At 71.3% G+C, this 21254-nt stretch carries 15 protein-coding genes and 1 pseudogene; 10 read left to right on the top strand and 6 right to left on the bottom strand.

Annotated elements, in window-relative coordinates:
• Positions 1–3 precede the first annotated feature (3 nt).
• Together ACFSJS_RS14045 and ACFSJS_RS14040 are read right to left on the bottom strand one after the other, a co-directional pair.
• Positions 4–1164 carry a FecCD family ABC transporter permease gene (locus ACFSJS_RS14045; protein WP_380900057.1) on the bottom strand — a complete coding sequence of 387 codons (1161 nt, stop codon included), beginning with the start codon at positions 1162–1164 and terminating at the stop codon, positions 4–6.
• On the bottom strand, positions 1161–2159 hold the full coding sequence (locus tag ACFSJS_RS14040) for a FecCD family ABC transporter permease (RefSeq protein ID WP_380900055.1): 999 nt from the start codon (positions 2157–2159) through the stop codon (positions 1161–1163). The genes ACFSJS_RS14045 and ACFSJS_RS14040 overlap by 4 nt, the downstream gene beginning before the upstream one ends.
• Positions 2160–2241: 82 nt before the next feature.
• Between ACFSJS_RS14040 and ACFSJS_RS14035 the strand changes: the two genes are divergently transcribed.
• Both ACFSJS_RS14035 and ACFSJS_RS14030 read left to right on the top strand, forming a co-directional pair.
• On the top strand, positions 2242–3192 hold the full coding sequence (locus tag ACFSJS_RS14035) for an ABC transporter substrate-binding protein (protein ID WP_380900053.1): 951 nt from the start codon (positions 2242–2244) through the stop codon (positions 3190–3192).
• A gap of 245 nt (positions 3193–3437) precedes the next feature.
• The gene (locus ACFSJS_RS14030; RefSeq protein ID WP_380900051.1) at positions 3438–4670 is read left to right on the top strand and encodes a dienelactone hydrolase family protein; all 1233 of its coding nucleotides are present in this window, start codon (positions 3438–3440) and stop codon (positions 4668–4670) included.
• A gap of 93 nt (positions 4671–4763) precedes the next feature.
• On the opposite strand, the gene ACFSJS_RS14025 is transcribed toward ACFSJS_RS14030, so the two are convergent.
• Positions 4764–5525, bottom strand: a complete 762-nt coding sequence (locus ACFSJS_RS14025) for an NPCBM/NEW2 domain-containing protein (protein WP_380900049.1) — start codon at positions 5523–5525, stop codon at positions 4764–4766.
• Between the two features lie 63 nt (positions 5526–5588).
• Positions 5589–6077, bottom strand: a complete 489-nt coding sequence (locus ACFSJS_RS14020; RefSeq protein WP_380900047.1) for an ATP-binding protein — start codon at positions 6075–6077, stop codon at positions 5589–5591.
• Between the two features lie 157 nt (positions 6078–6234).
• On the opposite strand from ACFSJS_RS14020, the gene ACFSJS_RS14015 reads away from it, so the two are divergent.
• The 4 genes from ACFSJS_RS14015 (at position 6235) to pglX (ending at position 15738) form a co-directional block, all read left to right on the top strand.
• Positions 6235–7059: a helix-turn-helix domain-containing protein gene (locus tag ACFSJS_RS14015; RefSeq protein ID WP_380900045.1), complete on the top strand. Its 825-nt coding sequence runs from the start codon at positions 6235–6237 to the stop codon at positions 7057–7059.
• Positions 7056–7304 (top strand): DUF397 domain-containing protein, encoded by a 249-nt coding sequence (locus ACFSJS_RS14010; protein ID WP_380900043.1) that lies wholly within the window; start codon positions 7056–7058, stop codon positions 7302–7304. Before ACFSJS_RS14015 ends, ACFSJS_RS14010 begins: the two co-directional genes overlap by 4 nt.
• Positions 7305–7477: 173 nt before the next feature.
• Positions 7478–12154: a BREX system serine/threonine kinase PglW gene (pglW, locus tag ACFSJS_RS14005; RefSeq protein ID WP_380900041.1), complete on the top strand. Its 4677-nt coding sequence runs from the start codon at positions 7478–7480 to the stop codon at positions 12152–12154.
• Complete coding sequence (gene pglX, locus ACFSJS_RS14000) at positions 12151–15738, top strand: BREX-2 system adenine-specific DNA-methyltransferase PglX (protein ID WP_380900039.1); 3588 nt, start codon at positions 12151–12153, stop codon at positions 15736–15738. The genes pglW and pglX overlap by 4 nt, the downstream gene beginning before the upstream one ends.
• On the opposite strand, the gene ACFSJS_RS13995 is transcribed toward pglX, so the two are convergent.
• Entirely contained in the window at positions 15665–16153 is a 489-nt protein-coding gene (locus ACFSJS_RS13995) for an ATP-binding protein (protein ID WP_380900037.1), read from the bottom strand. The two genes, pglX and ACFSJS_RS13995, sit on opposite strands and share 74 nt — an antisense overlap.
• Before the next feature lie 346 nt (positions 16154–16499).
• On the opposite strand from ACFSJS_RS13995, the gene ACFSJS_RS13990 reads away from it, so the two are divergent.
• Positions 16500–17375 (top strand): hypothetical protein, encoded by an 876-nt coding sequence (locus ACFSJS_RS13990; RefSeq protein WP_380900035.1) that lies wholly within the window; start codon positions 16500–16502, stop codon positions 17373–17375.
• Positions 17376–17503: 128 nt separating this feature from the next.
• Here ACFSJS_RS13990 and ACFSJS_RS13985 read toward each other — a convergent pair.
• A pseudogene (locus ACFSJS_RS13985) lies at positions 17504–17788 on the bottom strand (Scr1 family TA system antitoxin-like transcriptional regulator); the annotation flags it as partial.
• 408 nt (positions 17789–18196) lie between these two features.
• Between ACFSJS_RS13985 and ACFSJS_RS13980 the strand changes: the two are divergent.
• From ACFSJS_RS13980 to ACFSJS_RS13970, 3 genes are all read left to right on the top strand, one after another.
• Positions 18197–19255 (top strand): zinc metalloprotease, encoded by a 1059-nt coding sequence (locus ACFSJS_RS13980; protein ID WP_380900033.1) that lies wholly within the window; start codon positions 18197–18199, stop codon positions 19253–19255.
• Positions 19256–19264: 9 nt separating this feature from the next.
• Complete coding sequence (locus ACFSJS_RS13975) at positions 19265–19666, top strand: DUF6281 family protein (protein WP_380900031.1); 402 nt, start codon at positions 19265–19267, stop codon at positions 19664–19666.
• A gap of 503 nt (positions 19667–20169) precedes the next feature.
• Entirely contained in the window at positions 20170–21138 is a 969-nt protein-coding gene (locus ACFSJS_RS13970) for a hypothetical protein (protein ID WP_380900029.1), read from the top strand.
• The last annotated feature ends 116 nt before the right edge of the window (positions 21139–21254 follow it).

Below are 21254 nucleotides of genomic sequence, written 5' to 3'. Positions count from 1 at the left end.
TGTTCACGGTGTCCTCCTGGTACGGGTGGTGAGCAGCAGCCACAGCAGGTACGGGCCCCCGACGACGGCGGTGACCAGACCCGCGGGGATCTCCAGCGGCGCCAGCACCGTCCGGCCGACCAGGTCGGCCGAGAGCGTCAGGACGGCTCCGGCGAGCGCGGAGGCCAGCACGGGCACGGGCCCGGGGCCGGTCAGGCGGCGGGCGGCCTCGGGCGCGGCCAGGGCGATCATGCCGAGCGGACCGGCGACGGCCACGGCCAGTCCGGCGCAGACGACGGAGGTGAGCAGCACCGCCGCGCGCAGGGGGCGCACCCGCTCGCCCAGGGCGGTGGCGACGGCGTCGGAGAAGCGGAGGGCGTTGAGCCGGCGGCCCAGGACCACCGCGAGCGGCAGGCAGACCAGCAGCCCGGCCTGGAGCACCGTCACCGCCGTCTGGGAGCGGGCGTTGAGGGTGCCGACGGTCCAGGCGAACGCCGCGTTCGCGGCGTCGATCTCCGCCCGGGCCAGGATCAGGTTCGCCACCGCGCCGAAGACCGCGCCGACGCCCAGCCCCACCACGAGGAAGCGGTAGCCGCGCTGCCCGGCCCCTCCGCTGAGGACGAGGGTGAGCACGGCGGCCGTGGCCGCACCGGTCAGGGCCGTCGCCGACGGCAGCAGGCTCGCGGGGGCGGCGACGATCCCGGCGACGGCGAACGCGGTCGCGCCGTTGTTCAGCCCCACGGTGTCCGGGGTGGCCAGCCGGTTCCCCGAGAGGGTCTGCATCAGGCAGCCGGCCGCCCCCAGGGCCGCGCCGACCGCGATCCCGGCCTCGACGCGGGGCATGCGCAGCTCCTCCACCACCAGCAGGTCGCGCGGGCTGCCGGTGCCCAGCACCGCCGCGCGCAGCGCGTCCGGCGGCGCCACGGCGATCTCGCCCACGGACAGGCACACCGCCGCCACCGCGGTCAGGACGGCCGCGAGCGCGGCGCCGGCGAGCAGCGGACGGCGGGGGACGAGGACGGACAGGCCCCCCGCGGCCAGCCGGAACGTGCCCGGCGGCGCGGCGGGCACGGGCGGCGCGGCCGGTCCGCGCGGCGGGCGCGGCCGCGGGACGGATCCCCTGCCGGCCGCCGGGCCGTGCGGCGCGGCGGGCGGCCCCGGCGGGGTCTTCGGCGGAGTCTTCACAGTGCGGGCATCCTCGAGGAGCGGACGACGGCGACCAGGACCGGTGCGCCGAACAGCGCGGTCATCACGCCCAGGGGCATCTCGTAGGGGCGGACGACCAGCCGCGAGACGACGTCGGCGAGCAGGACCACGGCCGGCCCCAGCAGCACCGACACCGCCAGCAGCCGCCGCAGGCCCGGGCCGACCAGGGCGCGGGCGGCGAAGGGCACGACCAGGCCGACGAAGGCGATCGGACCGGCGACGGCGGTGGCCCCGCCGACCAGCAGGGCGACGGAGGAGACGGCCACCGCGCGCACCCGGCGCGGGCGGTGGCCCAGCCCGGTGGCCACGTCGTCCCCCAGGGCCAGCGCCGACAGGGCGGGGCTCACCGCGGCGGCCGCGGCCAGACCGGCGGCCAGCACGGGCAGGACGGCGAGGAACTCCTCGGTGCCGCGCCCGGCGACCGACCCCACGGTCCAGAACCGGATCTCGTCCGCGGCCCGCTGGTCGACCAGGAGCAGCACGGAGGAGGCCGCGCCCACCATCCCGCTGAACGCCGCGCCGGCCAGGACCAGCCGGACCGGGTCGTCGCCCGCCCCGCGCAGCCGGGCGGCCCCCAGGGCGAGCAGGCAGCCGGCCGCCGCGCCGAGCACGGCGACGTAGGGGCCCACGGTCGCGGCGCTCGCGCCGAGCACGATCGCCAGGACGACGGCGAAGGACGCTCCGGCGTTCACCCCGAGCAGCCCGGGCTCGGCCAGCGGGTTGCGCGCGGTGGCCTGCAGGACGGCGCCCGCCGCCCCGAGCGCGGCGCCGACCGCGACCGCCACGGCGGTGCGCGGCAGCCGCAGCTGGAGCACGGTGAAGCGGGCGTCCGCGTCGCCGCCGCCGAGGAGCACGGAGGCGGCCCGGGCGGGCCCGACGTCCCCGGCGCCGACGAGCAGGCCGGCCACCGCGGTGACCAGCAGGGCGCCGGCGGCCGGGAGCAGGCCGCGCAGCAGGAGCTTACGGAACGTCACAGGAACCTCTTGATGGTCGATGCATCGGTTAGGTTAGCCTAAGCTCCATCGCTGGCACCATCCCCGCCCCAGGAGGCGCATCATGCCCGGCTTCGCCCTGCCCGGAATCAATCGTTCCGCCCCCGCTTTGGCGGCTTCGGCCCTGATCATGGCGGTGAGCGCCTGCGGAGGTTCCGCTTCCGGTGACGAGGGCGCGGACGGCGGCGCGCAGGCCGGCCGCACGGTGCAGACCGCCTACGGGGCGGTGGAGGTCCCGGCCGACCCCCAGCGCGTCATCACCCTCAGTGACACGTCGTTGGACACCGCCCTCTACCTCGGCGTCGAACCGGTCGGCACGAGCAGCGCCCGCGGCGGCAACAGCGCCCCCGGCTACCTGGGGGAGAAGGCGCGGTCCGTCCCCCTGGTCGCCACCGTGCGGGAGCCGAACATCGAGGCCGTCCTCAAGGCCGAGCCCGACCTGATCCTCGCCGCACCGAACCTGGAGAAGTCCCAGTACGAGGCCCTCAAGGCCGTGGCGCCCACCGTCGTCCCGAAGAACGACGGCTGGCGGCAGCCGCTGGAGACCTACGCCGAGGCCCTGGGCGAGAAGGAGTCCTTCGAGGAGAAGTTCGACGCCCTCCTGGACCGCGCCGCCGGGGCCGCCGGCGGGGGCGACCCCGGCACGGCCGTGGTGGTCCGCTGGATGCCCTCCGGCCCGCTGGTGATGAACGCCGCCAACATGCCCAGCGACCTGCTGAAGGAGGCGGGGGTCACGATCATGCCGATAGCGCGGGAGCTGGAGGCGCCCCACTCCGACCCGCTCTCCCTGGAGAACCTCGACCGGATCGACGCCGACCGCATCTTCGTCGCCACCCTCAACGCCGAGGGCGAGAAGGCCCTGGAGGCCGCGGAGAAGCAGGAGTCGTTCACCCGCCTGAAGGCGGTGGAGAGCGGCCGGGTCAGCGGCGTCGACGGCCAGGTGTGGAGCAGCAGCTCCGGTCCGTACGCGATGGAGAAGGTCCTGGAGGACATCGAGGCCGCCTACCGCGGGTGAGCCCGGCGGGGCCGACGGCCCGGAAACCGTCGGCCCCGCATCGCAAACGCTTGTGCGCAACCCCGCGACATGACGGCTCGTCACCGCCTGGGACACCGGGGAATCTCTGTGAAAGCCCTTGCTCGCAAGGCGTCCCCCCACTAGGTTCCACCGCGACCTTCCCGCCCCCGCGTCCACCGGTTCCCGGCCCCCTCCGGCGTCCGGACCGGTGGGCGGGGGCGGCCCCCCGGCCGAGGGACACGCGCATGGCACGGATCAGGAGAAGGGCCTTCACCGCCCTGGCGGCGCTCGCACCGGCGTACCTGCGGCCCGGCCCGGCCGCCGCGGAACCGCCCCCGCCCACCGGGCCGGACGCCGGGCCGTCCACCGGGCCGGACGCCGCCGGCTTCGAGTCCCCGGGCCTGGCCGGCGACCACCTCCCCGCCTTCCACCGGCGGCTCCGGGACGAGCTGGCCTTCCCCCTGGCCTGGGGCACCTCCCCGATCCGGGACTTCCCCACCTGGCGCCGCACCGCCCGCGCCACGGTCGAGGAGCACCTCGTCCACCCGGCCGACGACACCCCGTTCGACGCGGAGGTCGTCGACGAGCGGCCGGGCGGGGGCTGCCGCCGCCGGATCGTGCTCTTCAACGTGACGCGGTACAGCCGGGTGCGGGCGACGATGCTGCTGCCGAAGGGCAGGGGTCCCTTCCCGGCGGTGCTCCTGCTCCACGACCACGGCGCGAGGTTCGACATCGGCAAGGAGAAGCTCGTCCGGCCCTGGTACGACGAGGCGAGGCTCCCCTCGGCCCTCGCCTGGGCGGACCGGCACTTCGGCGGGCGCTTCGTGGGCGACGAACTCGCCCGGCGCGGTTGGGCCGTGCTCGCCGTCGACGCCCTGGGCTGGGGCGACCGCTTCGGGCTGGCCTACGAGGGGCAGCAGGCCCTGGCGAGCAACCTGTTCAACCTCGGCTCCTCACCGGCCGGCCTGATGGCCCGCGAGGACCAGCGGGCCGCGGCCCTCCTCGCCTCCCTGCCCGAGGTGGACGGCGACCGGATCGCGGCGCTGGGCTTTTCCATGGGGGCGTACCGGGCCTGGCAGGTGGCCGCCCTCTCCGACCACGTCCGCGCCGCGGTCTCCGCCTGCTGGATGACGGGCCTGAAGGAGATGATGGTGCCGGGCAACAACACCCTGCGCGGCCAGTCCGCCTACTTCATGCTCCACCCCGGCCTCCCGCGCCACCTGGACATCCCCGATGTGGCGAGCATCGCCGCCCCCAAGCCGATGTACTTCACCGACGGCGAGGACGACCCGCTGTTCACCGCCGCCGGAGTCGAGACGGCCTACCGGAAGATGCGGGCCGTCTGGCGCTCCCAGGGCGCCGGGGACCGTCTCCACACCGAGGTCCGGCCCGGCCTGGGCCACACCTTCACGCCCGCGATGCAGGACGACGCCTTCGCCTGGCTGGACCGCTGGGCGGGCGGCCGCTCCCGCCGCTGAGGCCCGCCCCTCCCTCCGGCGTCGTCACCCGGACCGCGCCGCCCCCGCCGGTCCTCCTGGCGGGGCGGCGCGGTGGGAGGCGGCGCCGGGGAGTCAGCACCCCTCGTGCGGGCCTTCCCCCCGGGTGAACCGGGCGTCCCCCCACGCCCCGTACCCGCCCTTCGGGACCTCCCCCGCCTCGATCGTCTCGGTCACGAGCTTCAGCTGGCTCCCTCCCGCCACCGGGACATCGATCTCCACCGCCTCCCGGTCGGACAGTTCGCGGACCGCGGCCTGCCGGTCGTCCACGTACACGGTGAAGCGCATCCGGTTGCCGGAGGGCGGGGCCGTGTCGATCCCGGCGACGGCCCGGAAGGTGTCCCAGTCCGGTTCGATCGCGTACTCCAGGGACTTGGTCCTCTGGAAGAGGTGGGCCGCGATCATGAGGCTGTTGGGGCACCGGCGCTGCCGGCCCTCGTGCACGAGCGTGGCGCTCTTGTGGCGCGTGCCCTCGATGTCGCCGAGGTACCGCACCGTCGGCGGTTCCGCCTCCGCCGGGGGCGGGTCCGCCGGGCCGGACCCGCGCTCGGAGCGCCCGTCCCCACCGCTGCCTCCGCCGCCGCCCCCGTCCGCCGGCTCACCGGACCGGGTGTCGCTCGGAGCGGGCTCGGGGGTGGGGGACGGCTCCTGGCCGGGCACCGGCTCCGGGGAGGGGGCGGCCGACGCCGGGGGCGGGGCGGAGTCGGACTTCTTGTCGCCGCCCCCGAGTTGCGCCGAGGCGATCTGGAACACGCCGGCGATGAGCGCTCCCACCACGGCGGCCGAGATCGTCCCGATCGCACCGAGTTTCGCGGCCTTCAATGCGTCCGCTGCCATACCATCCCCCCGGAACCGGCCAAAAATGATCAATATGACGAACCGTCACGTAGTCGGCAGATGCTACACGTCTCCGGCGAGCGGCGCCCGGAGTCGGAGTTCGGCCCAGACGGTCTTGCCCGACGGCGGGCGCGGTTCGGTGCCCCAGGCGGTGGCGAGGGCGGCGACCAGGTGCAGGCCGCGCCCCGACTCCCCGTCCTCCGCCGCCTCGGCGAGGACCGGCAGCCGCTCGCCCCGCGCGTCGGAGACGGCGATGCGCAGCACGTCGCCCTCCAGCGTCAGCCGCACCTCGAAGTCCCGGCCCGGTACGCGCCCGTGCACCACCGCGTTCGCGGCCAGTTCGGCCACGACCAGTGCCGCGGCCTCTGCGGGCCCGCTGCCGTACGGGACGCCCCAGGCGTCGAGCTGCTCGGCGGTGAGGAGGCGGGCGAGGCGTGCGCCGCGGTGGGTGGAGCTGAACCGCACCGCGAACACGTCTCCGGCGAGCGGCACCCCGGTGCCCGCGGTATCCGCGGCGCTCACGGTGTCCACGGCGTCTGCTGAATGCGTCATGCGCCCACCGTGGCGGGGCCGCCGCACCGCACGCCATGACCGCGGCCCGCCCGGGGCGCTCCGTACGAGTTAGGCCCCCGCAGCGTACGAGCACCCCGGTCCCCCCGGCTCGTTGAGCCGTGCGACGAGTCAGGCAGGCGCGATGAGGGGGTCGCCCATGGCGAGCAGCAGTACCGAACCGGGGACGTCCGACAGCCTCAAGGTCTTCGGGGCCGTTCTGAAGGCCTTCCGCGAGCGGGCATCGCTCACCCAGGAGCAACTCGCGCCGCTGGTCTGCTACTCACCGCACTTCGTCGCCTCGGTCGAACAGGGCCGGCGGCTGCCGCCGGACGACCTCGTGGAGCGCGCGGAGGAGGCCCTGGACGCCTTTGGCGTGCTGCGGGCGGCGGCGCGGCACATCGCGCGGCAACCGGGGCTGGCGTCGTGGTTCCGGCTGTGGGCGCAACTGGAGGCGACGGCGGTGAGCCTGTGCACGTACGAGTGCCGGGTGGTGCCCGGTCTGCTCCAGACGGAGGCGTACGCGCGGGCGGTGATGCTCAACGTCCCGCCCCCGCCCACCGAGGAGGAGCTGGCGGAGCGGATCGCGGCGCGGCTGGAGCGGCAGGAGCTGCTGCGGCGCGAGCCGCCGATCGCGTTCAGCTTCATCGTCGAGGAGGCGGTGCTGCTGCGCCGCACGGGCGGCGACGCGGTCACGCGCGAGCAGCTCGACCACCTGCTGGAGTGCACGGAGTTGTGGAACGTGGAACTCCAGGTCATGCCGCTGTGCCAGCCCCACCACGCCGGCTCCGACGGACCGATGCAGCTCCTGGAGACGCAGGACCACAAGTGGCTCGGCTACTCGGAGGGTCAGAAGACCGGCCAACTGGTCACCGGGCCGAAAGAGGTCAGCACCATGCAGATGCGCTATGCCAAGATGCGTTCCCAGGCCCTGTCCCCGGCGGACTCGGCCGACCTGCTGGAGCGGATGCGAGGAGCGCCATGAACGGCACCGGCGACGAGCTGAACTGGTTCAAGAGCAGCCACAGCGGCTCCGAGGGGGACAGTTGCGTGGAGGTCGCGCTGTCCTGGCGGAAGTCCACCCACAGCGGCTCCCAGGGGGACGACTGCGTGGAGGTCGCGTACCGGCCGGAGACCGTGTACGTCCGCGACTCCAAGGAGCAGGACGGCCCTATCCTCCCCGTCTCCCCGGCCGCCTGGACGAACTTCCTCACCCACACCGCCCGCTGAAGTCCGCCGACGCAGGGGTTCGCGGAGAGAGCCGGCCCTCCCCGCGGATCCCGTCCGCGCTTGTTCACTCTTTGTCAGATCATCAACTAGCATGATTCGGGGGCGCGTTGGCCTGCCCACGGTGAGTGACCGCCGGCAGGCCGAGCGAGCGGATCGACAGGCGGGGACGGCACATGCGGGAAGGCCGGTGGGTCACGGTCACCGAGTCCGAGTTCGATCACGAACGACGCGGCTTGGAGGCGATCCGGGAACGGTTACCGGACGCCGACCCCTGGCGGGCCTGGTCCAACTTCACCTTCACCGCGAACACCGGTCACGTCCGCGAGGTCGACCTGCTGGTCGTCGCGCCCGGCGGCGTGTGCATGGTCGAGCTGAAGGACTGGCACGGCTCGGTCACCTCCGAGAACGGCACCTGGGTGCAGACCACGCCCGGCGGCCGGCGCCGCACCCACGGCAACCCGCTGCACCTGGTCAACCGCAAGGCCAAGGAGCTGGCCGGCCTGCTCGCGCAGACCAGCGGCAGGCGGGTGTGGGTCGCCGAGGCCGTCTGCTTCACGGACGACGGCCTGCGCGTACGGCTGCCCGCCCACGACCAGAACGGTGTGTACACCGTCGACGAGCTGGTCGAGATGCTCAGGCAGCCCCCGCGCGACGAGCGCCGCCGCATCACCGCGACCGGTTCCCGCGAGATCAAGGCCGCCCTGGACAGGGTCGGCGTGCGGCCCAGCGACGCCCAGTACAAGGTCGGCCCCTACGAGCTGGAGCGGAAGTCCTTCGACTCCGGCCCCACCTGGGCGGACTACCTCGCCCGCCACAGCGACCTGCCCGAGGCCGTCCGCGTCCGCATCTACCTCAGCGAACGCGGTTCCGACGCCTCCCTGCGCCGCTCCGTCGAGAACGCCGCCCGGCGCGAGGCCGCCGTGCTGGGCCGCTTCCGGCACCCGGGCGCCGTCCAGCTCAAGCAGTACTTCCCCTCCGGCCACGCCGCCGGCCCCGCGCTGATCTTCGACTACCACCCGCGCACGCTGAAGCTGGACGAGTACCTGGTCCAGTACGGCGAGAAGCTGGACATCCTCGGCCGGATGGCACTGGTGCGCCAGCTCGCGGAGACCGTCCGCTCCGCGCACGCCAGCCGCATCCACCACCGGGCGCTCGCCGCCCGCTCCGTGCTCGTCGTCCCCCGGCCGCCCGGCGGCAAGGGCCGGGCCGTCGGGGAGGAGGCCGCCTGGCTCGCCCCGCAACTGCAGATCTCCGACTGGCAGATCGCCACCCAGCGCAGCGGCGACTCCTCGCAGGGCCAGGGCGTGACACGGTTCGCGCCCACCGCGCTGTCCGCGATGCACCTGGCCGACGACGCCGACCCCTACCTCGCGCCCGAGCTCACCGCCCTCAACCCCGACCCGGTCTACCTCGACGTGTACGGGCTCGGCGTCCTCACCTACCTGCTGGTGACCGGCAAGGCGCCGGCCGCCGGCCAGGCCGAGCTGCTGGCCCGTCTGGAGGCGGGGGAGGGCCTGCGCCCCAGCTCCCTGGTGGACGGCCTCTCCGAGGACGTGGACGAGCTGGTGCAGGCCGCCACCGCCTACCGGCCCGGCCAGCGCCTCTCCAGCGTCGACGAGTTCCTGGAGCTGCTGGAGGTCGTCGAGGACTCCCTGACCGCCCCTGCCACGGCCACCGGCCCCGACGGGCCGGGCGAGGAGGATGCAGCCGCCGCCGACAAGGACCCGCTGGAGGCCGTCGCCGGCGACGTGCTCGCCGGCCGCTGGGAGGTCCGCCGCCGCCTGGGCACCGGTTCCACCAGCCGCGCCTTCCTCGTCCGCGACCTTCAGGCCGAGGCCCGCAGGACCCGCCCGCTGGCCGTGCTGAAGGTGGCCCTCTCCGACAGCCGCGGCGAGATCCTCGTCCGTGAGGCCGAGGCCATGCGCCGCCTGCGCCCCCACTCCGGCATCATCCGCCTGGTCGAGCCCGAGCCGCTGCACATCGGCGGCCGCACCGTCCTGGCACTGGAGTACGTCGGCGACGAGCGCGACGACGCAGGCCAGGGCACCGAGGGCGCGGGCCGCCCGCGCCGCCGCGAGGAGACCGTCGCCCGCCAGCTCCGCGAGCACGGCCGCCTCCCGGTCGACCAGCTGGAGGCCTACGGCGACTACCTCTTCGGCGCCGTCGACTTCCTGGAGGGCGAGGGCATCTGGCACCGCGACATCAAGCCGGACAACATCGCCGTCCGCATCCGCCCCAACCGCACCCGCGAACTCGTCCTCATCGACTTCTCGCTCGCCGGCTACCCGGCGAAGAACACCGACGCGGGCACCGAGGGCTACCTCGACCCCTTCGTCGACGTCATCACGCGCGGCTCCTACGACTCGCACGCCGAGCGGTACGCCGTCGCCGTCACCCTGCACCAGATGGCCTCCGGCGAGCTGCCCAAGTGGGGCGACGGCAGCGTCCCGCCCCGCATGACCGATGCGAAGGAGTGGCCGTACCCGACCATAGCGGCCGAGGCCTTCGACCCGGCCGTGCGGGACGGGCTCGTCGCCTTCTTCCAGAAGGCCCTGCACCGCGACGCGGCCAAGCGGTACCCCGAGCTGAAGCCGATGCGGGACGCCTGGCGCAAGGTCTTCCTCGACGCCTCGCAGACCGTCCCCTCCAGCCACCGCACCCGCCACCCGGCCGTCGCGGACACCGGGCAGGGGGCGCCCGCCGAGGGCACTGCCGCGGGGATCGCGGACGCCGAGCCGGAGACCGCCGAGCAGCAGCGCGACCGCCTCGCCGCCGAGGCCGCCCTCGGCACCCCGCTGACCGTCTCCGGCCTCACCCCGGCCGCCCAGTCCTTCCTCTACGGCCTGGGCATCACCACGGTCGGCGAACTGCTCGACTACAGCCGCCGCAAGCTCGTCAACGCCCCCGGCCTCGGCGCCAAGACCCGCAACGAGGTCCAGCGGCGGCAGCGCGAGTGGGGCGAGCGGCTGCGCGAGGCCCCCGTCTCACCGCTCACCCCGCAGGGGCGGGCGGAGGCCAAGGAGGAGCTGGAGCAGCTCACGGCCGCCGAGTCGGCCCTCGTCGGGCAGCTCACGACGGGCGGGCCGGCGGGCGCGCTGTCCGCCCGCACCCTGCGCTCGGTCAGCCTCGACACCCTCGCCACCGTCTTCGTGCCCGCCGTCAACAACAACGGCTCCAACCGCAACAAGGCGGAGATGGTGCGGCTGCTGCTGCGCCTGCCCGACGAGCACGGCGTTCTGCCCGACATCGGGGTCTGGCCGAAGCAGAAGGACGTCGCCGAAGCGCTCGGCCTCAGCCACGGCCGCATCCCGCAGATGCTCAAGGAGGAGCGCAGGCGCTGGAAGGCGGAGCCCGCCGTCCAGGCGCTGCGCGAGGAGATCATCGGCCTGCTGGTGAGCATGGGGCGCGTCGCCTCCGCCGTGGAGATCGCCGACGCCCTCGCCGTCCGGCGCGGCACCCACCTCGCCGGACGCGAGCAGCGGCGCGCGATGGCCCTGGCGGCGGTGCGGGCCGTCGTCGAGGCCGAGCAACTGGTGCCGCAGGAGGCGGAGTTCCAGCACCAGCCGAACCGCAAGGCGACCGACGAGTCGCTGGGCGCCGGCCTGCTCGCCCTCGACGTGCGCGAGACCGACGGCCCGGACACCCCGACCGCCCCCGGCCTGCTGGAGTACGCGACCCGCCTCGGCAGGACGGCCGACCGGCTCGCCCGGTTGGACACCCTGCCGACGGCGGCCACCGTGCTGGCCGAGCTGGGCGCGCTGACCGTGCCGCCCGGCACGATCGACTGGGACGAGCGGCGCATGGTGGAGCTGGCAGCCGCTGCGTCCGCGAACGCCGCCGCCACCCCGCGCCTGGAGATCTACCCGCGCGACCTGCCGCTCGTCCGCGCGCTGCGTCTCACCCAGGCCGGCCTCGTCCGCTGGATCCCGGGCGTGCCCGAGGGCCGGCAGCCCGGCCTGACCGCCGAGGACATCCACGAACGGGTCCGCGTCCGCTTCCCCGAACTGGTCGTCCCGGACGGGCGCGGCGGCACCACCCACGAGCTGCCCACCGGCGGCCCGCTCACCAAGGCGCTGCGCGACGCGGGCTTCGAGCTGTCGCTCGGCACGCGCGAGGACACGGGCACGCTGCGCTACCTGCCGGCGCGGGTGGACGACGCTTCCAGCTACCTCACGACGGGCGTGTGGCGGCAGTCGACGCGCACGGGCGCGGTGACCCGGTACGCCGACGACCCGCAGCTCGCGGGCGCGGTGCGCGCGGAGGAACGGCTCCTCGCCTCGGCCCGCCGGGACGGGTTCCGGGTGCTGACGGTGGGGCAGCGGTCGGTGCGGGAGGCCGTGAACGGGCTGCGGAGCGAGCGCCTGGGAGCGGAGGTGGTCTCGGTGACCGAACTGTTCCTCGACGCCCTGCGCGCACAGGTCACGCCCGGCACCAAGCCCACCTGGGAGACCCTGCTCAAGGCGGACGCCGCCGAGCCGGGCTCGAAGGGCGCGGTGCGGTTCGCGGAGTACGCGCGCACGGCGTGGGGCTCGGTCGAGCCCCGGATCGCCGAGCTGCTGGGCAACGGCGGCAGCGGTCCCGTCCTGCTGACGGAGGCCGGGGCGTTCGCCCGGTACGACGCGATGGGCGTCCTGGACCGGCTGGCGTCGGCGGCCCGGCAAGGCGGGCGGGGGCTGTGGCTCCTGGTCCCGCAGAGCGACCCCTCGCGCGAGCCGAGGCTCGGGCAGGTGGCCGTGCCGTACCAGGCCGGCCTGGGGGAGTGGATCCAGCTTCCGGACACGTGGGTGGGCAACCGCCACCGCGGGTCCGGCGAGAACGTGGCAAGTGGTGTCGAGGGAGACGCGAAGTGATCGACCGCAAGGCTCTGTTAAACGACCTGAAGCAGCAGGTCAAGGCGGTCGAGGCCGACCTGGGCAAGCAGGTGAAGGCGCTTGGTGAGGTCGGCGTCCGGTTGCGGACCGAGTACGACCGGGCCCGCAAGCTCGGGCGTACGGCGGCGACGTGGAACTCGTGGCTGGACGAGCGGGTCACGCAGGTCGCGGTGGCGTGGGTGCTGGGGACGGTCTTCGTGCGGTTCTGCGAGGACAACCGGCTGATCCCCGAGCCGTACCTGACCGGGCCGGACGGCGACCGGCGGGAGCTGGCGGAGGCCCGGTACGACGCGTACGTGGAGACGGACGAGGATCCGACGTACCGCGGCTGGCTGGAGAAGGCGTTCGATGAGCTGGGCCAGGGTCAGGCGGGCCGGCTCCTCTTCGACAAGCGGCACAACCCGCTGTACCAGATCCCGCTCTCCCACGACGGTGCACGCGAGCTGGTCGAGTTCTGGCGGCAGCGGGATGAGGCTGGCGTCCTCGTCCACGACTTCACCGATCCGTTGAACGAGGACGGCACCGAGGGCTGGGACACGCGGTTCCTGGGCGACCTGTACCAGGACCTGAGCGAGTCCGCCCGGAAGACGTACGCGCTGCTCCAGACACCGGAGTTCGTGGAGGAGTTCATCCTCGACCGGACGATGAACCCGGCGGTGCGGGAGTTCGGGTACGAGGAACTGAAGATGATCGACCCCACGTGCGGGTCGGGGCACTTCGTGCTGGGGGCGTTCCGGCGGCTGGTGCGGCTGTGGGCCGAAGGGCAGCCGGGGCGCGATGCGCATGAGCGGGTGCGGAAAGCGCTGAACTCGGTGCACGGCGTGGACATCAACCCGTTCGCGGTGGCCATTGCCCGGTTCCGACTGCTGGTTGCAGCTATGGCGGCGAGCGGGGTGCGAACGCTGGAGGAGGCGGCGCGGTACGAGTGGCCGGTTCACCTGGCGGTGGGCGACTCGCTGATCAAGGCGCGGCAACTGGGTCTCTTCGATGGTGTTGACGGCGAGGACGAGCTGGCGGAGTTTACGTACACAACGGAAGACGTGCACGAGCGTCCAGGAATTCTACAACAAGGGCGCTATCACGTGGTGGTGGGAAACCCGCCGTACATCACGGTCAAAGACAAGAAGCTGAACGACCTGTACCGAGAGCTGTACGACGCCTGTGGCGGAACATACGCACTCTCGGTGCCATTTGCTCAGCGATTTTTCGAGCTCGCCAGATGCGGTAATTCCGAGGGGCGAGGGTACGGCATCGTCGGGCAGATTACAGCTAGCTCGTTCATGAAGCGTGAGTTCGGCACAAAGCTCATCGAGGGGTACTTCCGTGACCGAGTTGAGTTGACGGAAGTCATCGATACTTCGGGTGCCTACATTCCCGGACATGGAACCCCGACCGTCATCCTGGTAGGCAAGAGGCGGGAAGGTAGCAAGCGTTCGGCGACCATTCGAACGGTGCGAAGCGTTCAAGGAGAGCCTACTGCCCCGGAGAATGGCGAGAATGGCTTGGTGTGGAGCGCCATCGTGGACCAGATTGACAAGCCTGGCTCAGTGAGCCAGTGGGTCTCTGTGGATGACCTAGAGCGGGGTCGGTACTTCGGTAAGCAGCCATGGATTCTCGCAGATGGTGGTCTCGAAATGGTCGAGCAACTCCAGTCTGCCAGCCGACAACTTATGAAGGTTGTGATTGATCCGCCCATTGGGCGTGCCATCCGTGCTGGTGCTGATGAAGCTTACATTCGTCCACTCCGTGACACCTACCGGACCATGGGTGACCGAAAGGGGCTTAGGCCCCTAATGATTGGCGAAATCATCCGTGACTGGAGCGCGACACCTGAAGAAGCGATTTGGTTCCCTTACGCGAAGGAACTTCAGCCGGGTGATCTAAAGGGTGACCTGTGGCCATTGCGGCGCGTGCTTGAAGTGCGGCGCACCTTTCAGGGGGATATGGCAGACGCTGGTCTGCGCTGGTGGGACTACATGCAGTTCACATCCTCTGCTTATGAGACGGAACTATCTATCGCGTTTGCGTTTGTAGCCACGCATAACCATTTTGTGCTGGACCGGGGTGGGAAGGTGTTCAAACAGTCCGCGCCGGTGATCAAGCTGCGGGAGGGGGCGAGCGAGGAGGAGCACCTGCGGTTGCTCGGGCTGCTCAACAGTTCCACCGCTGGTTTCTGGCTTCGGCAGGTCAGTCATGACAAGGGGCGCCCCGGCGCGGATGTGGCGGGCGCCGACGAACCGTGGGAGCACCGTTTCGAGTTCACCGGAACCAAGCTCGAAGAATTCCCGATCCCGGCCGAATTCCCTGCAGAGCTCGGCGCCTCACTGGATGGCCTTGCCCAAAAACTTGCCTCTACTGCTCCTTCCGCCATCGTGTCCGTTGCTGTACCCACTGTGGCTGCCTTGCGCGCTGGGCGCGAGAAGTGGGAATCCACCCGAGCACGGATGATCGCGTTGCAGGAGGAGCTGGACTGGCAGGTCTATGCCCTCTACGGACTCTTGGACGAGGAGATCACAGCACCCGTCGAGGAGATCCCGGAGATCGCTCCCGCTGAGCGTGCCTTCGCGATCGTGCTGGCACGCAAAATTGAACGCGGCGAGGTCACCACAACCTGGTTCGAGCACTACAATCACCGGTTCACCCCTGTCACCGAGATCCCCGCTCACTGGCCCGCCCCCTACCGGGAGATCGTTCAGAAGCGCATCGACGCCATCGAGTCGAACCGTGCCATCAACATGGTCGAGCGGCCCGAGTACAAGCGACGCTGGGCCACCGAGGGCTGGGACGCCCTTCAGGAGAAGGCCCTGCGCTCCTGGCTGCTCGACCGCATGGAGAAGCGCGACCTCTGGTTCGACGAGAACGACCAGCCCACCATCCTCACCTTGGCCCGCCTCACCGACGCCCTCTCCCGTGACGAGGACTTCGTCTCCGTCGCCAAGCTTTACGCGCCCCGCAAGGACCTGCCCAAGGTCGTCGCCGAGTTGATCACCAACGAGCACGTGCCGTTCCTCGCCGCCCTGCGCTACAAGCCCTCCGGTCTGAAGAAGCGCGCCGACTGGGAGCACGTGTGGGACCTCCAGCGCAAGGAGGACGCCGAGCCCGACGAGCTGGTCAAGCGGAAGATCCGGGACTCCATACCCGTGCCGCCGAAGTACACCTCGGCCGACTTCCTCCGCCCCTCCTACTGGAGGGCGCGCGGCAAGCTGGACGTGCCCAAGGAGCGGTTCATCTCCTACGGGCAGACCAACGCCGCCACCCCGGACCTCTACGGCTGGGCCGGCTGGGACCACAAGGAGCAGGCGCAGGCGCTGGCGACGTACTTCACCAACACCGCGCTGTCCACCGAGGAGATCACCCCGTTCCTCGCCGGCCTGCTGGAACTCCAGCCGTGGCTGTACCAGTGGCACAACGAGTTCGACATGCTCTACAGCGGCTCCCCGGCGGACTTCTTCGCCGGTTACCGCCAGCAGATGCAGGGCGAGCACGGACTCACCGACGACGACCTCCGCGTCTGGCGGCCCCCGGCCGCGACCCGGGGACGTCGCGCAGCAGTGAAACAGTAGCCAGGAGTAGATCGACATCCGTCGGTTCAGGGGCCACCCGGTGCGTCAGCGAGTGGCCCTGGTGCTGCACGCGCAACTCCGCCCACACGGTCTCGCCCGGGGCGGCCCGGCGGGGGCTGACGCCCCAGTCGTCCGCGAGGGTGGCGACCAGAAGCATGCCCCGGCCGGACTCGGAAAGCGAGTCGGTGGCCGGGGGGTTGGCCGGAGGCTGTTTCTCGGCGCGGGTGTCGGTCACCTCGATACGGAAGGTGCTCCCGGCCAGGGTGAGCTGGACGTGGAAGTCCCGGCCGGGGACGTGGCCGTGGCGTACGGCGTTGGCGGTGAGTTCCACCGTGATGAGGGTGAGCGTCTCGTTGACCGGGGTCGTGTAATCGTGGCCCCAGTCGTTCAGGCGGTGCCTGGCCGTAGAGCCCACGGCTTGGGCCGCCTTCGCAGGGTTCGCGGCACGCTGACAGAAATGGCGCCGATCGCGGAGCCCCTCCGGCGGGCGTGTTCCTGTCGAGGGGCCCTGCGCATGTCCGCTCCCGCAACACCTTCAGCAACCCTGGCACGTTGCTCGCCGAATGCCCGCGCCGCAGGCTGCCACGCCAGTCAACGTCCGCCACAGCCGCTCGCCTCCCGACGACCGCGATCGCCTTGGCGGGTGGCGACCGGCAGCGTGGCGGACCCGGCCCGCACGCCACCGGCCCGCACCCGACGGGGCGTCACCGCAGTTGACTCGGACCGGCCCGGGGAACGCGGAGCTGTTGTAGGTTCCTGCCATGAAACCGGGCAAAGACATCGAGAATCCCGAGTCGCGCTTCTTCGCGGTGCTGGTGGCGGCGGCCAAGCTCCCCGGTGTGCGTATCCACCGGGAGGCGTACCTCCGGACGGCGCTGGCGCGCCACTGCACCGAGGACGAGATACGCCGGGCGATCGAAGAGACCCCCGCGGCGGCGGGTATCGCCGTCGACGTTCTGGAGAAAGCGGCCAACGACTCCATCCACTACGAGACGGCCAAGGTCAGCGCACTCTCCGCCGCCGCAGGGATACCCGGCATCCTCGCCCTTCCCGCCACGGTGCCCGCCGACACGGCCCAGTACGTCGGCCACATGCTGCGCATCGCCCAGAAGCTCGCCTACCTCTACAGCTGGCCCGAGCTGTTCTCCGACGAGGGCGGTGACGTCGATGACGCGACCAAGGGGATGCTCACGCTGTTCTTCGGCGTGATGTTCGGCACCCAGTCGGCGAACGCTGCCGTGGGGAAGGTCGCGGGGATGCTCGCGGAGCAGGTCGCCAAGGAGCTGCCCAAGAAGGCGCTCACCCATGGGGTCGTCTACCCCATGGTGAAGAAGGTCGCGAAGTACCTCGGCGTCAAGATGACGACGCATTCCTTCGCCAAGGGTGTCTCCAAAGCCATCCCCGTCATCGGGGCCGTCGTGTCCGGCGGGCTGACTCTCTCGACCTACCTTCCGATGGCCAAGAGGCTCAAGAAGCACCTCGCTGGCCTGCCCCTGGCGGACCCGTCACACCGAGCATCGGAGGGAGACGTCGTGGACGGCGAAGTCGTGGAAGAACACGAGACGTTCGCCCCGGCGGACGCTGAACTGCACGACGCGGACACCACTGCCGTTAAGCTGGAGCAACCCAGGCCCTGACGCCGCGAGTGCCCTCCTGGCTGCCTGAGGGAGCGGCCTTCCGCCTTCGACGGAGGTACGGGCCCGGGTTCGCCGGCGCCACGCCTGCTCGTGACGCGTTCTGTCCCGGACACACGCCCGCAATGCCGTCACCGCGGGTTCAGGGACCGGTGGGCCGAGGTGATGAGGTTGTGGGCACCGGCCCCGTACACCGCCGACTCGCTGAGGGTCTTCCAGACCTTCTTGTACAAGGCGATGTTGTCGGCGTCGTCCAGCCACAGCTCGGCGTGCCAGTCCTCGGCGACGACCAGCCGGTCGTCGAGCACCCAGAAGCCGTTGGCGGGCACGATCTTGACGGATGCCGTGAAGGGGATGACACCCAGCTCGACCGTGTCCATACCGATCATGCCGTTGAGGCGGTCGTCCTCTCCGGCTTCCTGGATCTGGTGCCCGACCCGCGAGGCGTCCGCGACCGCCGAAGACCCCTGACCGCCCTCGGTCTCACCGGATGAATCCGGACGGATCTCGATCGTGCGAGAGGCCCTGGGTGGTACCGGGGAGTTGTTTCAGCCTTGCCGGGCTTCGCCGGCAGGACCGGCTGTGCGGATTGCTGGTGAAGGCGCCCCTTGGGGCAGGAAACCGAGTGTCACGCAGGCACAATGACGGCTCGTCACGCGGGAAGGCATGCCTGTGCGAATCCGGATCACTGGCCGGAAATCACCCTCTCTGGATCCGATCACAGATGTAAGAATGTCTGTTCGATTACCGTCCCGTGCAATGGGGCCGAATCGCAGGGGGGGAGAGTGGCTGGACGCCGTCCAGGACTCATTGGTAGAACCGGCGTGGCGTTCGCGTTGGCCGCATCGCTCGCTGTCGCCGGGGGCAACGCACAGGCCGGCACGAGCGCAATACCGATATGTCCGACCACGGATGAGTTATCGGTATACGAATTGCCGGCTGGTCTGAACGTGCACACCTGCGATGTGGAGGGGCTCGTCGTCACCTATGACGGCACCGGAATAGAGATGCCGGAGGCCGACATCGCGGTAAGCATCGACATGCTGGCCGAAGACGGTACGGAGCACGGATTCACGCTGATCGTCACCTCGGACGGCAAGGTCTCCTATGACCTGTCCGAGGCCAACACGGAGTCGCCCACCGCAGGCGAGGACCGTGCCGACGTCGTGAGCCCGCGGCTGACGGCGGGTGACCTGACAGAGGAATCGGACTCACCGGTGTCCGAGCCGCCCGCACCCGACGGCCTCGAAGTGGCCGAGGTGGACGCCGCGAGCTCCCCCGGCGAGTGCCAGGACGGCGCCTACTCGACACTGGACCGGAAAGAGTACGGCATCTACAACTGGTACCTGGGGGACGGGGCCTACCCCGCAGGCATGACACGCTCTCAAGCGCTGGAGTATTTCGAAGGCTCGATCGGACGGATCACGGCCAGCACCAACAACTGTGGCCTGACCGACCAGGTACCCGCCAAGAGTCACTACGCGGGTACGACCACGTATGAAGCGGACGTGAGCGCCAAGGGGACGTGCACCGCCCGGGACGGCAAGAGCACGTGGGACGCCGGTGACCTGGCCGCCGGGGCCGTCGCCTCGACATGCGCGTGGACATGGCCCAACCCGGCTGGCAAGAACGACCTCCGGGAAGCGGACGTGAGGTTCAACATCGCGGACTTCGACTTCACGAGGAATCCGACGAGTACCTGCAACGGCGGGTACCACGATGTACTCAACACCGGCACGCACGAGGCCGGTCACGTCTTCGGGCTGGGCCACGTGGGTTCCGGGCACTCGAATCTCACCATGTACACCAAAGCGGACCGCTGCGAGGTGAAGAAGAGGACACTCGGTAAGGGTGACGTCATGGGGCTTCGCAGCATCTATTAGGAGGACTCCGTGAGCTGGGTCGGATCACGTGCGATTGCGGTGGGATTGGCAGCCGTGGCGTTCACCGCGGTCGGGTGTGGATCAAAGGGGTCCGAAGGTGCCGGCGCGAACAGCGAGAGTGTGTGCGCGAGCGACGTCGTCTACGAAGGTCGCACGTATATAAGGCTCTCGAATGTCGAGTTCAAGGCCGGACGGAAGCTCGGTACCGCCACGAGTCCGCCGTGCCGTGACACCAATGACGAAGGCGCCGAAGTGCCGGAGACCTCGGAGAACGCCTATGCGGTGAGCGGCATCTCTCCGGACCTGGCCATAGCGATCGGCTCATCTCCTGAACAGGCGGAAGCCTTCAGGGTCCTCCGCTCCGACAAGAAGATTCCCCCCGAGGTGCAAGAGTTGATCGACGGATCGTGAGGTGAGGCGTGGAAACGGGCTTCGCCCGGCCCGCGCCTCCCTGTCACGGCTCCCCCATGAAGAGCGCCAAGCCGACCTCCACAACGACGCCGGAACCTGTCCCGGCGCGCGCTAACCGATGAGTTGATGTGAAGCCCCGGGGCGAGTGCCCCGGGGCTTTCCGCTGTGCGGCGTGCATCTTCCTCACCCGCACTCACCGCTGGACGCGGTGGAGTCCTGCCGGAAACGCTGCTGGAGGAAGGACCGGGTGGTCGAGCTCGACATCGAGAAGTCCTGGCGGTCGGACGGCGGTGGAGGCGCGATCCCCTGTGTGGTCAGCCGTGTCATCACACCGCGTAAGGCATACCTCAGGCGTAGGGAGTGCTCCCCCTGTAGGCGGATGGAGGTCGTTCCGACAGTTGATGTCGCGCTGCTGCGGTCGATGCGAGGGTCGGTGCATGGTCGGTGCGACAGGGACGACGAGGGCGCCTTGGCACACATGGTGGCAACGGTGGCCGTGCTGGGTGGGACGGGCCACGACGGCGTGGGCGGTGGTGTACGCCGGTTTCGGCCTGGCATGCGCGCTGAGCGGGAAGCCGCCGCTCTACCTGGGCAGCGCCCCGGGGCCCTCGACGCTGGGCTGGGGGGTCGCGGGGGTGGGAGCAGTGGCGGCCTTGGCCTGTGGTGCGGTGACGCGGTACGGACTGCGGCCGGCGTCGCGGGTGCTGCTGTGGGTGGTCTGCGCGCTGGCCGGGATCGCCGCGTTCGGTCTGCTGATGGACGTCATCACCCTGGTGTTCGGCCAGGGGGTGGACAACGGCGTGGCCGCGGCACACCACGCGCTGGCGGCGACCGGGGTTCCGCTGCTCGCGGCCACTGCCCGGTCCGGCCGCCGCCCGCCCGCCGCGCCCGTCGCGCAGGCCCCTTCCGCCGCACCCGGACCGGTCCAGCTCGCCGCCTGCGCCGGTACTGCGGCCTTTCTCCCCTACGCGGCGATGAAGCTCCTCTGGGCATCCGGCGGCACCTTCGCCGGGATGACCGGAGAGGAGATGCTCGCGATCTCCCAGCGCAACGGTGCGTCGGGAATCTGGCTCACCCTGGAGTCCTGGGGCCTGGACGGCACCGTGCTGCTGGCCGCGCTCGGCGTCTTCCTGCTGTGGGGCCTGGTCCGCCCGTGGGGCCAGGTCTTCCCGCGCTGGACGCCGTGGCTGCGCGGCCGGCGCGTCCCCCGCTGGCTCCCTCTGGCCCCGGCCTTGATCGGCGCCGCCACGCTGGCTCCGTACGGGGTGTTCGGCGTCGGCTACGTGACCCTGGCGACGGCCGGCGTGGTGACGATGCGGCGAGGCGACTTCCACTCCTCGAGCGACGCACTGCTGGTCGCCTGGATCGGCATGGTCGCATTCGCCGTCTACGGAGTCGCGCTGATCGTCGCTGCCCGCTCGTACTGGCTCCGGACCCGTTCCACCCGCCGGACCCACGTCGACGCGGAGTGACCGTTCGCGGCCGGTACGGGCGGTGCGCGAGGGGATAAGGCACGGGGCCGGTGGGAGTGCCGATGTAGGGTGCTGTGCGCAGGCCGTACGGGTGATGTTCGGTACGAGGGGGACGA

Origin of the sequence: Streptomyces desertarenae, assembly GCF_042681365.1 — a bacterium.
GTDB classification, from domain to species: domain Bacteria; phylum Actinomycetota; class Actinomycetes; order Streptomycetales; family Streptomycetaceae; genus Streptomyces; species Streptomyces desertarenae.
Note: the sequence above shows the minus strand (reverse complement) of the source record. Positions and strands in the feature narration are given on the sequence as shown.

Bases quoted from the DNA above. Each gene is read 5' to 3' on its own strand.
- ACFSJS_RS14010 (WP_380900043.1), top strand. From the start codon at position 7,056: ATGAACGGCACCGGCGACGAGCTGAACTGGTTCAAGAGCAGCCACAGC.
- pglW (WP_380900041.1), top strand. From the start codon at position 7,478: ATGCGGGAAGGCCGGTGGGTCACGGTCACCGAGTCCGAGTTCGATCAC.
- ACFSJS_RS14030 (WP_380900051.1), top strand. From the start codon at position 3,438: ATGGCACGGATCAGGAGAAGGGCCTTCACCGCCCTGGCGGCGCTCGCA.
- ACFSJS_RS14035 (WP_380900053.1), top strand. From the start codon at position 2,242: ATGCCCGGCTTCGCCCTGCCCGGAATCAATCGTTCCGCCCCCGCTTTG.
- ACFSJS_RS14020 (WP_380900047.1), bottom strand. From the start codon at position 6,077: ATGACGCATTCAGCAGACGCCGTGGACACCGTGAGCGCCGCGGATACC.
- ACFSJS_RS14025 (WP_380900049.1), bottom strand. From the start codon at position 5,525: ATGGCAGCGGACGCATTGAAGGCCGCGAAACTCGGTGCGATCGGGACG.
- ACFSJS_RS14015 (WP_380900045.1), top strand. From the start codon at position 6,235: ATGGCGAGCAGCAGTACCGAACCGGGGACGTCCGACAGCCTCAAGGTC.
- ACFSJS_RS13990 (WP_380900035.1), top strand. From the start codon at position 16,500: ATGAAACCGGGCAAAGACATCGAGAATCCCGAGTCGCGCTTCTTCGCG.